Below are 16,543 nucleotides of genomic sequence, written 5' to 3' on the forward strand. Positions count from 1 at the left end.
GTTCAATTAAATCCCAGTTTCCGTGGTTAACGGGCCTTAGTTCTTTGTAGCGACATCATTCCGACCGAAGGCTTTTCACCGGGTTGGTCAATGCCGCCTTGATGCTGTGGTAACTAACGGTAAGCAAAGTAATGAGGACAGCGCCTGCGCCGGTCAGCGCAAATACCCACCAGGACAGACCTGTGCGGTAGGTATAATGCTGCAGCCACTGGTGCATAACATACCAGGAAACAGGGACCGCGATGAGCAATGCGATACCTACCAGGATGACAAAGTCCCTGGACAATGAACCCCAGATGCTGACAACCGATGCACCCAGCACTTTTCGTATCCCGATCTCTTTGATACGCTGTTCTGCTACAAATGATGCTACACCAAATAATCCCAGGCAGGATATGAAGATAGCAAGCGCCGCGAACACGGAGGCCAGCTTTCCGGTACGTTCCTCCGCTGTGAACTTTTGCGCATATTCACTATCCGCGAACTTGTAAGTGAAAGGAGCTTCCGGCGCGAATTTTTTAAAGACCGCTTCGATCCTGGCTAATGCTCCGGCAACAGGCATACCGGCCTTGAGTTTCAGATTTACCACATTGAATGACCGCTCCCGGTCATCCATTAAAAACACCACCGGCGTAATGGGATCAAAAGGCGAGGTCATGACCATGTCCTTTACGATACCCAGCACTTTCCAGTTTTTTTCATGCCATTTAATGGTTTCTCCTATTGGCTCCCTCAGGCCCATCTGCCTGATGGCCGCTTCATTGAATAAAAAGCCTGATGAATCGCTCGGAAACTCTTTAGAGAAATTCCGGCCTTCCTTCATTTGCCACCCTACCACACTACCAAAATCCCGGTCGACCAGTATCGTGCCGAAAACCTCCTGCCGGTTGGGATCCTTTCCCTTCCAGCTCAGGTTATCCGCGGATGACCACACGCCGGTCGTGGGATTAGAGGATGCCGAGACGCCAGTTACAGCACCGGTTCTCAGCAGTTCCTCCCGGAAAGCGTTATACCCCTTTATAGCGTTATAGGGGATAGAAACCAGGTTGTTCCGGTTATAACCAACCGGCCTGTCCTTTGCAAATTCAATTTGTTTGAAAACAACGATAGTCCCGATAATCATGGTAACTGAAACAGCGAATTGAATGACGACCAGTATTTTACGCGGCATTGCAGCGGCAGGGCCTGCTTTGAAGGTGCCCTTTAACACTTTCACCGCATTAAAGGACGACAAGTAAAGCGCAGGGTAACTGCCTGCGATAAGCCCTGTAAAAAGGCAGAAACAAAAACAAGTCAGCCAAACCAGCGGATTAGTCCAGATCAGGTGAAGCTCCTTGCCCGAAACATCATTGAAAAAAGGCAAAGCCAGCCAGGACAACAGGACAGCGATCAGAAATGACACAGCAACGATCAAAAAGGATTCGCTGAGAAATTGAGCAATCAATTGCGCCCGCAATGAGCCGATGGCTTTGCGTATGCCCACTTCCTTAGCGCGCTTTTCGCTCCGGGCCGTACTCAGGTTCATAAAGTTGATGCAGGCCAGCAAAAGCACGAACAGGCCGATGATACCAAAAAGCCATACGAACTGCAGGCGACCTGCAACAGCAACGCCGTTTTTGAATTCATACAGGTGCCACTCACGCATCGGGGACAGGAATAGCGCGGGCCTGGCGGCATTTTTCGAATGGTCATACAGTATATTTTGAATTTTGCGCGAAAGCAGGTGCAGGTCGCTGCCCTGGTTTAATAGGGCATATAACTGGAATGAACTGTTGAACCAGTTATTCATGCCATCGCCGTTTTGAGTCAGGAGACCGACAGGCGCTATAAAATTCACATTACTGAACTGTGTATTCTGGGGCAGGTCCCGGTACACCCCAGTTACCTGCACCAGGTACGCGTCGTTGAGCTTGATCGTTTTATTGATCGGATCGGTTTCACCAAATATGGCCCGGGCCAATGATTCATTGATCAATAGAGTGCCGGGTGTTTTAAAGGAGGTTTTCGATCCCCTGATCATATTCAGGGTGATGATATCTGTAATAGCAGGTTCAGCATAACAGCCTATCCTTGAAAAGGCATGGTTGTTATAGTTCATGTTCTGTTCCATGGTAACAACCGAGGCCACCTGTTTAAAGTCGCTGCCATATTTATCCCGCAGTTCTGCCGATAACGGCAAAGGCAGGGAGGACTGCGTCACCAGGCCACCGCCGGCATTTTTGTTGGTTAAAACCTGTACTATGCGGTCATAATTCTTATTGAACTTATCGTATGAGACTTCGTCCCATATCCATAAACCGATTAGCATAGCCACAGCCATACCCACGGCAAGGCCGGTAATATTGATGAACGAAGAAGCCTTGTTCCTGGTCGTATTTCGCCAGGCGATCTTTAAATAATTTTTAAACATATGATTGCGGTTTACCTGGTTCGAAATTACCGCTGCGGACCAGGAACCATATGTCAAATTATAAGATGGTAGTTGTTTTTTGTACTCCGCAGGCGTTTTTCCAGTCAGTTGTTTGAATGCACGGTGAAAGGTGCTGGGAGAGTTAAAGCCGGAATCATAAGCAATGCCCTGTAAGGTGAGATGATCAAAAGCCGGGTCCTGCATCTTGCGGGCCACATCAGCCACGCGGTATTCATTGACAAAGTCATTAAAGCTTTTTTTAAGCACTGTATTAATGACCGCGGACAATTCGTGGGTCGTCAGTCCGAGCTTTTCGGCCAGTGAGCTTAGACTTAATTCCGGGTCCCTGTAATAGGCACCGTTCTTTACCGTCTTCTTAAGCCAGCCGGCTTTATGCTTAAATTCGTCCGGCGATGGTAACCTCAAAAAATAGGGTTCATCTGCTGGCGAGTTCATTTCAGGCTTTAAGATCACCATTCCCGCAGTGCCTATTGCCAGGGCGGCTAAGAGCAGATATAAAGGATAAAATAGCTGGATTGACCCACTATTGTGGTATAGGTAAGCAATGATCGTGAGGGGTATCCACAATAGCCATAAAATGCCGAAGCCATTCAATAGATTATTCAGCCACCGCAATTTTAGCCGGTAACGATCGCTTCCTTTAAAATTCAGCCCCCTGGAAAAACCTTTAATCAGCCTGTGAGCGGCATACCAATAGCCACAAACCGAAATAAATACCAGTAACCGAAATATCATGTTCAGCTCCTGAAGGCCTGGCGTATCGTAAATACTCAGGCCGCCTTCCGCCAGCAAGGGACTGAAATGCAGCAGGTCGAGGGAACGAAACTTATAGTCCGGTCTGGTTATGCTCCATACATAAAAATAGATAAGCGGACCCAAGGAAAGCGAGAATTGCGTCAGTTCCAGGTGAATGTCAGCGTCTAAAGCCCGGATCATACCCATTACGGCAATAATCAGGATCAGACCAAGGAGCCGATTTGCGGCCTTGTTGCCTTTTTGGGCAAGTAACAACATCAGACCGAAGGCGAGTCCCACGAATATCGTTCCCAGGAAAGCCAGGTCGTAAAGGTTGATATGGAAGGTATGCACTTTCAAGGTGTTTACTCAACTCAATCATTGTTCCAAAGCTATAAAAAATTGATAAACAGTTACATGTGTAATCTTGATTGAATAGACTGTAACAGATCCGAACATGGGTATGTGCGGTTTTGGATGTTCAAATGAGTCGGAGCTGCAATTGTTTAAAATCTTCGTGTACGAAAAGTGTAAACTTACCTTGTGTACATTGTGGAAAGGGTAACGGGTATAAAATTAAATGAATACAGCAAGCAGGTCTTTTTTAAGCCGCTGAAATGAACAATCGGAATGGTTCCTTTCCGAAATCAACCGGGCAAATCATGCCAGTCAATATGACAAAACAGGTGACACTTTAAAACAGATATCGTTCTACAGCGTGCCTACATACCCGGATGGCGGCGTGTGTGCCTCTATGGCGAAATTGTACATCGGTGCTTCGAGGACGATGAAAATCCGCGGCTTTAATCTCGGATATGATTTCATCTGAATGCCGGATCGCTGCCTGCTGTTCCGGTAACCTGCTTTCGGTGGGTGTAAAAAACGATTGGATATGGACTTCTTCCAGGTGCGGGGAAAGCTGGCTGATCAAATCCCTTTCCACTATGGTAAAACTAATGCTATCTTAAGTTTTTTAAATACCATTCAAAAGTCCACAACCGCTAAAAATACTGCGGGTTATGAACTCTGTTTTGCAAAAGAACTTCTTGACAAAGAAGCCCTCAGGTTATCTGAGAAATTGGAGTTGTTCAAATCTGAAGTTCCGGTGATATTTCTTATTAGTCGCCATCAGGAATGGCGTGTAAAGGAAATTTTTGAAAGTTTGCTGGATGAAAGTATCAAAACAAACTTATGCAGGAATGAAATGATGCGAACGCTTATTCATATACCTATTCTTTTCTCCCAGCGCTTGATAACTATCGATACCAATCCGTATAATAGCAGCATAATATGAATTTACCCATTGGGAGTTAGACAAATGATATATGCTCATTTGCTGGAATTAAAACGTGTAATTTTGAGTGTATTAATTCATCCGGTTTCGGCTACGCTGGTGTAGCAGATCGTAGCGGCAGCAGGACTGACCTCGAACCGTTTGATAGATTCAATTTTCACATTAGCAACAATTTAAGGAAATTGAAATGGTTCGAGATTAAGGAAAGTCCGATTCGGTTTAGTGAAGCCCGAATCAAATTAAATCCCAACTGGTCATTCAAAATTTTTTTATCTGAATCCGAGTATACAGTTTGAGCCCAACAACATGCATCCCAATAACAACGGTTAACTTATTAGTCATTGCTCTTATTTTCGATGACTCACCATGCGAAATCATGTCATCTGCAACTTGGGTTGATTCTGGCGTCTCGATATTGCTCTCTTCCTTGTAGGAGCTACTTCAAGTACATTTTCAAATAACTGAGGAGTTTAACCCTAACGACCAAGGCATCGAAAAGATCCCCGCCATGTGGTGCATTAGGCAAGATCAGTAATTCGTTAGTCACTTGTGCCTGGTTTAACTTATTGCTTAATTCTATGGACTGACCTTGGTCTACAGCCTGGTCCTTATCACCATGTACTATGAAAAATGGTGGATCTTTTCTGTCAATATAGTTGACCGGGCTTGCTTTCCTTGCCTTTTCGGGTTGTTCGTTAGCTTTGCCACCGATAAGAAGTTGTACACCACTATTGGGGTCAGTAGTTCCCGGCCCTGTAAGTGTCTTTAGGTCGTTAATGCCGTAGTAATCGGCAACGAACCTGATTTTGAATTGTGCAATCTTACCGTTTACATAAAATTCGCTAACTTTATTATTGTTCGATAGACCGAGCAACGCAGCAAGGTGCCCACCAGCAGAAAAACCGATCACTGCAATCTTGGTCTTGTCCAAATGGTATTTGCCCGCATTCTCGCTTAAATAACTTAGAGCCTGATTGCAATCTTGTATTTGAGCAGGGAATTTAAAGTTACTGCTGTAGCGGTAATTAATCGAAACAACGGCATAACCTCTTTCGATCATCTCATATACGGTTCCCCTCATGTAGTCCACCGCACTGTATTTATCGCCCTTTCGCCATCCACCTCCATGTAACCAGACTACAAGAGGGTAAGAGGCCTTCCCACTCGCTGGTACATAAATATCCAGCAGATGCCTGATCAACGTGTCATTTGCATAGTGAACATTGCCATAAAAAACAGTCCCTTTAGGCATTAACTTCAAAACAGGATTTTCTGTTTGTGCTACGGCAGGGCCAGCGATGGTTGTAACGATAATGATGGCGACAACATATAATTTCTTCATAAATAAGATTTCGCTTTCAAATATAAGTGGTCATCTCTGGATTCATCATCGATGTAGATTTACTTTTAATAATATTGAATAAATATCTTAAAGCATGATTGAAATGTTAAATAAGTACCGAAACTATGGAGTGTTCCCTTTTTGTGCGAATGACTGTTTGAAATCACTGAGGACCATGTGCGTGGAACAGCGGAACTTGCCAGAAAATTCAAAATCTCGCTATCTGAAGATAATCTGGTTTTGAGACGGCCCTCTGATTATGCGGAAAAGTTACATATAACTACAGGGTATTTAAATGATGTTATTAAAAAGACTACCGGGTCTTCGGTGACCTATTGGATCCATCAAGAAGTTTCTATTCGTTCAAAGCACGCTTTGTATCATACTGATCTGGATATTAAAGAGATCGCTTATCAGCTGGGATTCCGTGATCATGTATATTTCATCAGGTTGTTCCGGAAATTAAATGGTGTATCTCCTCTTAAATTCAGGTTACTTAAGCGTCGGAATAATTGACGTCATTGTTTTAAGCATTTGTCGGAACAATATTCCAAGGGATTATGTTTGAATTTCACAAGTTTTCGTTTGATTGAGCCAATCACCGGACGCCGTTTTGTCGGATAATCGCTTGATAACAATAAAGTTTGGTACGTCACCTGCGCCTCCAAAAGATTTGGACTGGCACTGGCAAAAAAATCACTTCAACTTTTTTAACACAGTCTTTTCAAAGAATTTAACGAGTACGTTCTCATCCACCCCTTGTAAAGCGGCCTGCAGATCAATCAGCCAATGTCGTCCCGCTTATTTGTAGTGACTGATTTTGGTGTTTTGCCTTCTCGGGAAGGTCATTAATTTGTTTTGCTATGTAATTAATTATTATCAATTTAGCGTAAAATAATTACCCCTTAATGAGTTTTATTCGCCTGATAAACGAGAAAGAGCTAATGAAAAACCTGCAAAGCGGGGACGAAATTGCTTTTGAGAAACTTTACAGGCATTATGTCGATCCCATCTTCCGGAAAATTCAATACCTAACTAAGTCAGCTGAGATCGCTGAAGAGCTTACGCAGGACGTATTTTTGAAGATATGGGAGCGCAGAGCATCTATAGATCATCATAAATCCTTTGGCGCATTTGTTCATCGCATCGCACAAAACTTAATCACTGATCTGTACCGCAGGCTGGCGCACGACAGGGCTTTCCGCGAGGAACTGATTAATTCGGTTGCTGAACTATATGATCCTGCGGCGTCTGAGACCGATCGTCAACTGGTTTACCATGCACTTAATACTTTACCGGCGCAGCGCAAAAAGGTTATGTCAATGGTTAAAATCGAGGGCATGTCTTACGAAGAAGTAAGTAATCTGCTCGGCGTATCCACCTCAACTATACGCGATCACGTTGTTAAAGGCACCAAAAGCCTGAAGGCTTATTTTGCCGAAAATGAGCTGATATTGGTGGTCGTTACAGCATCTTTGATCGCGATGTCGACAAAAACGTGAATTGATAAAAAAATATTCCGACGAGCAGACCTAATCGCTTTTTCGTTCGTATTCTTCAAAAAACCGTACCAAATTGGGAGCAGAAGAAAACCTCAACGAGCTTTATAAGCGATTTTTACGCCATGAAAGTAAACCTGAAGATATTCGTCGTTTGATGGAGCTATTCGGTACGGTGGACGACCAGACACTGCAGGAGCTTGTCCGCATGCAATTAGACGATCCATCTGCTATGGTTCCGTTTAACGCTGAAAATCGAATACGGTATGACCGCATTTTTAACAATCTGAAGCAACAGACAGCACCAGCCAGGCCAGCAAGAAAAATATGGACGGCAATTTCTGCAGCAGCAAGTGTGATCTTACTTTTGGTGACCGCCGGTTATTATTTCTTACACAGTCCATCATCCCGTCCTGTTGTCGCTGCCCAGAGAATACACAATGACGTAAAGCCCGGCGGAACCAATGCCTATTTGATCTTATCGGACGGGCAAAGTATCGCTTTAGCCGGAGAGCGTTCCGGAGTCATTGGAATGGACGCGGGAAAAAGCATTGTGAAAACAGCTAACGGACAGGTTGAGTATGTTAATGGGCATAATAATCATGATAATAACAAAATAGGTCTTAATATATTGCAAACACCTAACGGTGGCCATTACAGACTGGTTTTGGCTGACGGCACAAAGGTCTGGCTCAACGCAGCATCTCAGCTAACCTATCCTGCAAGCTTTGCTGATCTTAAGGAACGCAAAATTGAACTGAAGGGCGAAGCTTACTTCGAAGTGGCTAAAGATGCTGCTCATCCTTTTATTGTGCGAACAGACGACCAGCAGATCAGGGTACTGGGTACACACTTCAATGTAAATGCTTACCATGACGACGGCGGGAGTAAAACCACCTTACTGGAGGGCAGTATCCGTGCTGCCGGAAACCATTCAGAGGCAGTTGTAAGGCCCGGACAGGAGGTGGTCAGCAGTAGCACCGGCAGGTTAACAATTGGTCAGGCAGATACCGAGCTGGCCATAGCCTGGAAGAATGACCAGTTCATGTTTGAAAGTGAGCCTGTGAGGCCGCTGATGAAAAAGGTAGCCCGATGGTATGATGTGGAAGTGATATATGCCAGGGATGTGCCGGATGTACGTTTCAACGGAGCGATTTCAAAATTTGAAAACATATCGGCGGTACTAAAAATACTGGAATCAACAGGAAAGATTCATTTTGAGGTGAGCGGGCGGAATGTTTACGTCACAAAATAATATAGCCTTTATAACCAAATAATAATAACCGATTTAAACCTAAAGAAGATGAAAAAAACATTACCATAGATCAGTCTTAAAAACTAAACAGGGCCCGATCAGATCGGACCCTGAATGCCGTTTGGCACAATTTACTTTATTCAACTGTTTAACCGCAACAGCCTTCGCCTGGAAAGTAAGGGCATATTGCATCACCAAACAAAACAAATGTATAAAATTTATACCATTCAAACCGGTATGGCTGGAAGACTATTACCCAAACTTTGGCTGATTATGAGACTTACGATCATTATCATGATTGTCTCTTTAGTGCAGGTGAGCGCCACCTCATTAGCACAAAGGATAACCGTAAATAAAACAAATCAAACCCTGATCAGCGTACTTCGGGATGTGCGAATGCAAACCGGGTACAATTTTGTGATTACGGATGATCAGGCAGAAAGAAGTAAACCTGTTACGATAAATGTATCACAGGGAGAACTGCTTAGGGTGCTGGATGAGCTGTTCAGATCACAGCCGCTCAGCTACAAAATTGATAATAAAACCATTGTTGTTTCGGATAGAAGAACTGGTGCTGATCCTGTTTTTCGGCCTACTGCATTAAGCGTTGCCGAAATACGAGGTGTAGTATTTGACGAAAAGCATGAGCCTATGCCCGGTGTAACCGTTAGGCATAAAGAAAGCGGGACGGCGGTTTCGACCAATGTGAAAGGTGAGTATCAGATCAGAATACCGGATGCAACGGGGACCCTGACTTTTTCTTTCTTAGGATATCAAACCCGGGAAATTCCTTTGAATAATCAAACCAATTTAGATGTCACGCTTAATCCGGTGGCCAGTAACCTTAACGAAGTGGTAGTCATTGGATACGGCACGCGTAAGAAAGAAGCTGACCTTACGGGTGCGGTGGCCCGTATTAACGGCGATAAACTTCAAAACAGGCCGGTTACGGGAACGCTGGATGCCATGCAGGGTTTAATTCCCGGTGTAGCTATTACGCGTTCAAGCGGCCAACCCGGCCAGCAGGATTTTGCACTTACGATCCGCGGATCGTCATCTATTAATGGCAACGTTCCACTTGTGCTTATCGATGGAGTCCCCGGTGACCTCAGTCTGATTAATCCGCAGGATATCCAGGATGTTACAGTATTAAAGGATGCAACTGCTGCTATATATGGCGCACGTGCTGCTGACGGCGTTATCCTCGTAACCACCAGGAGAGGTAAACGTTCCGGCACACCCACTGTAAGTTATGGATTTAATCTGGCAGTTAAGAAGGTTGGTTTAAGAAAAAAAGCAGCAACCACGGATCATTTCGTTCGGATGTTTAATGAGGCGAACAAAAATGACGGCGAAAAACAGACCTTTTCTGATTCTACCCTGATGAAGATAGCGGCCAACTATCCGGGTGTCGGACCCGGTGAGAACCGGAGCGTAGAATCCTTTCCCATGTTTTATCAGAATCATGATTGGTATGGCAGGCTGTTCAAAACGGCGTACCGTCCGACACACAATCTTAGTATATCCGGTGGCAGCGAGAACTCTTCCTACCTGATATCTTTTGGTGACCTGCGTGACAACGGCAATATCTCGGAAGGGACAAATAAGTCTGTGCGCGACAACCTTCGCATCGCACTGCAAACCAATATTACCAAAAACCTGAAATTGGATCTGACGACGGCCTACGATTATTTGAACACCCGTACACCTTCGGAATTGCACGATGCTATCAGCAACGGCTTGAAAATGTTTTCTTATCTGCCCGAAAAGAACCCTGCCGGTAATTACTATGGTTATCAGGGCTATGAAAATCCGGTGCAGGAATTGATAAAAGGTGGTGATGAGACGATGACGAACAACCGGTGGAGCAATAATGTAAAGCTGGATTTTGAACCTATAAAGGGCTTGGTATGGACAGGACAGGTGGGTATCAATCTGGAACGCCGTGATGACGACGCAAACTTTCCAACCAATACAGAGTATAACTGGGATAACACGCCAAACCTTTTGATCCGTAACAATCCGAACAGAGCTACTTTCAGGAACGCCAGCACTGTTTATAAAAACTATAGTACCTATGTCAACTATTCAAAGACCTTTGGCCAGCATGACATTAAGGCTATGGTGGGCGCTTCGCAAGAGAAATTCACACAGGACTCCAGATATATCCAGGGACAGGGTTTTTTCAGCAATGAGATTTTTACGTTGCCTTTGTCTGACAACAAAAACCTGCGGGCCGGTGATGCAAGAGACTGGAATCGGGACCCCTGGGCTTTACAGTCCTATTTTGGCCGCGCAAGCTATTCATTTGCAGGCAGATATTACCTTGAAGGTACGCTGCGTAAAGATGGCAGTTCGAAGTTCTCGCCAGATAAACGTTGGAGCGCAATTTATCCCAGCCTCTCTGCTGCATGGAAAATTTCCGAGGAGCCATTTTTCAAACGAATTTTCAGCGATAATACCGTCAACCTTTTTAAAGTCCGCGCGTCATGGGGCAGAACGGGCAATCAGGATATCTCCCAGTTAGGGTTGTTTGATTATGTCCAGCTGATCAATGTTTTCGATCAGTATCCTATTGACGGGTCATCTGCTGCAAGATTGGCTGCCCTTAAGGGTCTTTCATCACCCTTACGTACCTGGGAAACCATCGAGACAAAAAACCTTGGTTTGGACGTTTCCTTATTTGCATCCAAGCTGTCCCTGTCGTTTGACCTTTACAGAAAAACCAACAATAACATGTTGGTCAGCATTACTTACCCAACGACATTGGGCGCAGTTGCTCCCTCATCTAATGCCGGAACACTTAAGGGAAAGGGGTGGGAATTCAATGGTCAATGGAGTGACAGGATCGGTGAATTCCGATACAATGTGGGCGCCATCCTGAATTACAACACCAATATCGTTTCCGATCTGAAAGGAAATGATAACTATAATTTGGGACTGACACAGGCTAGACAGGGTTACCCGCTAAACTCCTATTTTGGATTCAAGGGTTCCATTATCAGAAATCAGGCTGACCTCGACGCCTATGCTGCCAAATACGGTGGGAAAGGTATCGTACCGTCTGCACAGCCGAATGGTTATGGCGGCCTGGGTATTGGTGATGTAATGTATGAAGACATCGATGGTGACGGACAAATTACCACCTACGGCGACAAGTCGAAGGGATTGAGCGGTGATGCGGTGAATTTAGGATCTCAGATCCCCAAGTTTACTTATAGCCTTACTGGTGGGTTGGCATATAAGGGTTTTGACTTGAATTTTATTCTGCAGGGAACCGGTAATAAATATGTTTGGAGGGGTAATGGAAACTTCGGCGTGCCGTTAGCTCACTTCTGGTTCCAGCCCCTGGATTATTTTTACGGCAGGACCTTTAATGCCGATAACCCGTCGGCCATGTACCCGCGTCTTTCGAATAACGAAACAGTGAAGAATAATAATTACCAGTTCTCATCCCTTTGGCTGGAAAATACACGTTATCTCCGGATGAAGAATATCACTGTTGGATATACTTTTAATAATATTCAGGTTGCCCGTCTCAAAGTACATAGCATAAGGGTTTACGTTAGTGGTCAGGACTTGTTCGAATTCGCAAAGGGAACCTGGAATGGAATGTATGATCCAGAAGAAACCCGCGTAGCGCAAATTACCGATGATGCACGTAATACGGATTTCTATGAGAATAACTACCCGATGTACCGCACCATTTCTGTTGGCGTAAATGTTAACTTTTAAATCTTACAACAATGAAAATAGTTAAAATATTCAGCATAATCTTTCTGGCCACCGCGGCTTCTGGTTGTAAAAAAAATCTTGATCTCAAACCCCAGTCTGATATTTCCGATAACACCTTCTGGCAATCTGCTAATGATTACCGTTTGGCAGCAAACTGGTTCTATAAATATTCGCTGGACGATCCTCATTACGATGGTTCGTATATGAACGATAATAACTCGGATATTGCGTTCGGCACTGAGGTGAACACCATAAGTTCTGGTAAGCTTGTTGCGCCCGAGCAAGATGATAATTGGGACGATAGCTATGAAGCGATCCGTAATGCAAATAAGCTGATAGAAGAGGGGATGACCACTGCCATAAAAAACGACATCCGGCCTTTCCTGGGTGAAGGATACTTCTTTCGCGCCTACAATTACTTTCGTCTTTTAGATCTGTATGGAGGAGTTCCTATTATTGACAAGGTACTACAGCCAACCGATCCGCTTGTGTTTAGTGGACGCGCTTCCCGTGAAGCCGTGCTCGACTTTATATTGGGTGATCTTAACAATGCTATAGCAAATTTGCCGGTGAAGGGCAGCGTGGAGAAAGGCCGGATTTGCAGGGAGGCCGCCCAGGCCTTTAAGGCCCGGGTATGTCTCTTCGAGGGTACGTGGCGAAAATTTCATGTTTCCGGTGATGCAAATCCCTTGCTCGATCAGGCGATTACAGAATCGAAAAATGTAATTGACAGTAAAGCCTTTTCACTAAACAAGGCAAAAAGTGATTCGAGCTACCGGCTGATGTTTATTGATAACTACAGTATGGATAACCCGGAAACCATCATTTCAAAAAAATACCGAACAAATATTAATGTGAACGGTTGGGCTTACGGCGTATCCTGGGGCAATCTTAATCCTACGAAAGCGATTGCCGACCTCTATCTCTGCAAAGATGGTTTGCCTCCTGATAAGTCACCGTTGTTCAGAGGCTATGATTCAGCCCGTACAGAGTTCCGCAACCGTGATCCCCGGATGACGCAATCTTTAATCCTTCCGGCAACAAAAATTATCCGCCCGCAATATGATAAGTTCCGCCCTCAATGGCCTGGTGTGGACAATAACCGTAATGTAAACTCCGGCTACATGTTGTATAAGTTTATATCACAGCAGGCTACGCCTGGTGACGGCGGCGGAGCGTTCGACTGGAATATCATTCGCTATGCAGAGGTGCTGATGATCTATGCCGAGGCAGCTTACGAACGTAAGGGATCGATTACTGACGGAGACCTTGACTCGTCTGTCAACTTATTGCGGGATCGTGTCAATATGCCGCACCTGAGCAATGCCCTTGTAAATGCAAGGGGCCTGAATATGCAGACGGAGATCCGTAGGGAAAGGACAGTGGAGTTAGCATTCGAAGGTTTTCGCTGGGATGACCTGCGCAGGTGGAAGACTGCGGAGACCATCTTGCCGAAATCGATATTGAGCATAAAGGTTACCGGATCTGAATGGTCTAAAAAAGTGATAACGCTGGATGGAGCGAGCTATAACAGTTATTTTTATAACACGCCGGCTGCTCAGTTGGAGAATGGTTACAAACTATTACAGCCAGGTTCGCAACGAATTTTCGATGTAAATAAAAATTATCTCCTGCCGATACCGACGAAGCAAATAGCTTTAAACCCGGATAAACTTAAACAGAATCCCGGGTGGTAAATTACCCGGTCAGTAAGAATAATTACCGGCTTTAAATATGTAAACAATAGGTTCCCGGGTGAGTAAATCACCCGGGCCCTTGGTAATGAAGCGGCATCAAACATAATATTTATAAATATGAATAGACGATCATTTGTAAAGAGCACTTGTGTGGCGGGTGCAGGGTTGCTGGCAGGTGCGCAGCTACTTCATGCGACCCCCATACGCATGCTGGCGCCAACTCAACTGATGGGAGGACGATTCGTCACCCTCTGCATCATGATCCGAACCACCCCCTGGGAAGTGTCCAGGGATGTCAAACTGCATCCGCGGGACGAGGAAAAATGGCATACCCTGGAGGGTGTCAAAAATCTGCGGGAAGCGTTTGGTGCAAACAATCCTGATGGCAGGCTGACGTGGGGCTTCACCCTGAACGCTCTTGAAGACAAGCGTCATAATTACATGCAGATCCGCGAGTATGCGGCTTTCTGCCAGGCGAAATATGGCGATGAGCTGACGGTGTTCCCGGGATATTTCCCGGCCATGTACCTCCCGCCGGCGCGGATCAATAAAGAGTTGTCTGAAGCCCTGCGGATCATTTCCGGTTTTGTCGGTAACGGATATAAGCCGCAATCTGTAATCGGCGGTTTTCTGCCGGCAGAGACATTGAAATATTTAGCCGAAAAGGAAAATATCCATGTGGCCCAGGCTGTGATATGGAGCCAGCATAATATTGACGGGGGCGGGGCGGACGGATCACCGTCGTACCCTTACTATCCGTCTGCTGAACATTTTTGCAGGCCGGGCCAGGATAAAAAAGATTTGATCGATTGTGTGAACCTGGATGGCTGGTCCATGGATTTTATTTGCGCACGACAGAGCGGACAAACCGGGCATGAAATAACCGGGTATAACAGCAGGCGAGGTGTTGGGCCAATAGAGACCTATAAAGGCTGGGGGCTGGAATTGGGAAATATGGAGGTAATGCATACCCAGTCGATACATTTTGACAAGGGGTTCCAGTTGAATGGCTTTGGATGGGTGCCCAATATCTGGGAAGCACAGTTAGTGTATGAGTTTGGAATGGATTTTATCTGCAGCGCCATGAAGAAGTGGGTGACCGATACATTGAAGCGATGGCCGGATACCAAATGGGTAAGTTTTGGAGAGTTTGGAACGCTTTGGCGTAAACATTATAAAACCAATGATGATTACAATTATAAATTTGTAGAACGGGGATGTGGACTTGGTGATTCGTATAATAATCTGGAGATCCGCTGGTTCATGAACAAATCGTTCCGGCTGGCCCTGTTGCGCGACTGGCATCACAATACCCCGGAGATGGTCATCGATTTCACCCGGTATGACCTGCCTGCGCGTGAGCCGGTAGGCGCCAGGCCGGACAGCCCGGTCATAGACTGGAGCCTGATCAACCGGATCAACCAGAAAGGACTAAGGCCGCAGGATAAGCCAGTGTTGTTACATGAACTGACAGATGCCGAACAAGCATTGATTTACAGGTATTGCCCTGAGCTTAAGAGAAAGGATTAAGCGTTGCCATCTACACCCAAACTACAGACGTAGAGCATGAAGTAAACGGTGTACTGACCTATGACCGTCAGGTTGAAAAAATGGAAACCGCGGATCAAAGAAGTTAACCAGGCAATCATTCAATCGGGATATGACATGAATTAATTAATGCTGTTTTGAGTTAGTAATCCCTGTGTTTATTTCCCAAGGCAGAATATACCTGCCTGCTAATATTTATTCAACATAAAAATTTTGCAATGTTTCGTAAACCTCAATTTTTCTTTTTTCTGGCTGCGTTATGCCTGCAAGTGAATTCCGAAGTCTGTGCTCAACAAAAAAAAGTGCATCCCCTGGCTGAACCAAAGATTGTTAATATCGTCAATTTCATCCGGGACATCGAACCGCGTGACAGCAATATCACTAAAGATGTGCTTTATCAAACTGTCGTAAACCAGATCAGGCTAATGAAACAATATCATCTTGGCGGGACATTTTTACTGCAGTACGATGCCCTGATTGACAAACGTTACCAGGAATTGTTGAAAACGCTTCCAGAAAATGAATTTGAAATAGGCGGCTGGTGGGAACTGCCGCAGCAGCTGATCGAAAAAGCGGGCATCAAATGGCGGGGAAAATATGCCTGGGACTGGCACTCTGACGTTGGATTTTCGGTGGGCTATACACCTGCTGAACGGGAGAAGATCATTGACGTTTTTTTCGCGGATTTTAAACAGGTATTCGGGTACTATCCTAAATCCATCGCTTCATGGGTAATTGATGCTCATTCCCTGAATTATATGTATGATAAGTACAAGATCGTGGCATCAGGAAACTGCAAAGACCAGGTTGGTACCGATGGCTTTACCCTTTGGGGAGGTTACTGGAACCAGGCTTATTACCCGAGCCGGGTAAATGCCTATATGCCCGCACAACATGCTGAGAAACAGCTACCGGTGCCGGTGTTCAGGTTACTGGGCAGTGATCCGATCAGGCAATATGCAAACGGCAGTACCGTAACTACGCTGGAGCCGGTTTACCCTCAGGCG

At 45.2% G+C, this 16,543-nt stretch carries 9 protein-coding genes and 1 pseudogene; 8 read left to right on the forward strand and 2 right to left on the reverse strand.

Features of this window, described 5'->3' with window-relative positions; translation table 11 throughout:
- Positions 1-55 precede the first annotated feature (55 nt).
- Complete coding sequence (locus J2W55_RS06860) at positions 56-3,520, reverse strand: ABC transporter permease (protein WP_310093485.1); 3,465 nt, start codon at positions 3,518-3,520, stop codon at positions 56-58.
- A 538-nt stretch (positions 3,521-4,058) separates the two neighbouring features.
- Here J2W55_RS06860 and J2W55_RS06865 point away from each other — a divergent pair.
- Complete coding sequence (locus tag J2W55_RS06865) at positions 4,059-4,460, forward strand: hypothetical protein (RefSeq protein ID WP_310093435.1); 402 nt, start codon at positions 4,059-4,061, stop codon at positions 4,458-4,460.
- Between the two features lie 436 nt (positions 4,461-4,896).
- Here J2W55_RS06865 and J2W55_RS06870 read toward each other — a convergent pair whose 3' ends face one another.
- Complete coding sequence (locus tag J2W55_RS06870; RefSeq protein ID WP_310093437.1) at positions 4,897-5,802, reverse strand: alpha/beta hydrolase fold domain-containing protein; 906 nt, start codon at positions 5,800-5,802, stop codon at positions 4,897-4,899.
- Between the two features lie 177 nt (positions 5,803-5,979).
- Between J2W55_RS06870 and J2W55_RS25740 the strand changes: the two genes are divergently transcribed.
- The 7 genes and pseudogenes from J2W55_RS25740 to J2W55_RS06900 all read left to right on the forward strand — a co-directional run.
- The gene (locus J2W55_RS25740; RefSeq protein ID WP_374726355.1) at positions 5,980-6,318 is read left to right on the forward strand and encodes a helix-turn-helix domain-containing protein; all 339 of its coding nucleotides are present in this window, start codon (positions 5,980-5,982) and stop codon (positions 6,316-6,318) included.
- Between the two features lie 428 nt (positions 6,319-6,746).
- Entirely contained in the window at positions 6,747-7,304 is a 558-nt protein-coding gene (locus J2W55_RS06875; RefSeq protein ID WP_310093439.1) for an RNA polymerase sigma factor, read from the forward strand.
- 73 nt (positions 7,305-7,377) lie between these two features.
- Positions 7,378-8,556 carry a FecR family protein gene (locus J2W55_RS06880; protein ID WP_310093441.1) on the forward strand — a complete coding sequence of 393 codons (1,179 nt, stop codon included), beginning with the start codon at positions 7,378-7,380 and terminating at the stop codon, positions 8,554-8,556.
- Positions 8,557-8,763: 207 nt separating this feature from the next.
- Positions 8,764-12,291 (forward strand): TonB-dependent receptor, encoded by a 3,528-nt coding sequence (locus tag J2W55_RS06885; RefSeq protein ID WP_310093443.1) that lies wholly within the window; start codon positions 8,764-8,766, stop codon positions 12,289-12,291.
- An 11-nt stretch (positions 12,292-12,302) separates the two neighbouring features.
- Positions 12,303-13,988, forward strand: coding sequence for a RagB/SusD family nutrient uptake outer membrane protein (locus J2W55_RS06890; protein ID WP_310093444.1), 1,686 nt, complete (start codon positions 12,303-12,305; stop codon positions 13,986-13,988).
- Positions 13,989-14,105: 117 nt separating this feature from the next.
- Complete coding sequence (locus tag J2W55_RS06895; protein ID WP_310093447.1) at positions 14,106-15,518, forward strand: DUF3863 domain-containing protein; 1,413 nt, start codon at positions 14,106-14,108, stop codon at positions 15,516-15,518.
- 443 nt (positions 15,519-15,961) lie between these two features.
- A pseudogene (locus J2W55_RS06900) lies at positions 15,962-16,543 on the forward strand (hypothetical protein); the annotation flags it as partial.

The sequence above is a fragment of the Mucilaginibacter pocheonensis genome, assembly GCF_031456535.1.
GTDB lineage: Bacteria > Bacteroidota > Bacteroidia > Sphingobacteriales > Sphingobacteriaceae > Mucilaginibacter > Mucilaginibacter pocheonensis.